This is a genomic window from Micromonospora sp. BS32, assembly GCF_059089345.1.
This window is the reverse complement of the sequence record NZ_JBSSHR010000180.1, coordinates 1-369: the sequence shown is the minus strand read 5'-3', so window position 1 is coordinate 369 and position 369 is coordinate 1. Positions and strand designations below refer to the sequence as shown.

1 pseudogene is annotated in these 369 nt (G+C 66.4%); it reads right to left on the bottom strand.

What is annotated here, in order from left to right:
- Positions 1-316, bottom strand: a pseudogene (locus AC5RWQ_RS30805) (hypothetical protein); the annotation flags it as partial.
- Positions 317-369: the final 53 nt, after the last annotated feature.

The window sequence follows — 369 nt, the reverse complement described above, 5'->3', positions numbered from 1 at the left end:
TCGACTCCTGCAGGCTGGTGGCGATGGAGATGACCGCGGCCCGCTCGTCCAGACCCGACTTCTTCGTCCCGGCGATGATCGCCTTCACATTCGCGGTCTGCTCATCGTTCAGATCGATGCGCGACTGCGCGCCCTGCACACCGTGCGGGATCAACTTGGCCTTGTCCACACCCGGCTTGTCAGCCTGCACCGCGACGGGCTTGGCGTCCACCGCCGGGGCGGCGTGCGCCTCGGCCATTGGACCGGCGAAGACGCCACCGGCGAACGCCAGACCAGCGATACCCAGAACACTCTTACGCAGCATGGTGGTCTTCATGGAGAAAGCTCCTTCGGGGGTTGGCCCACACACGCGAGGGGGATCAGCGCGCG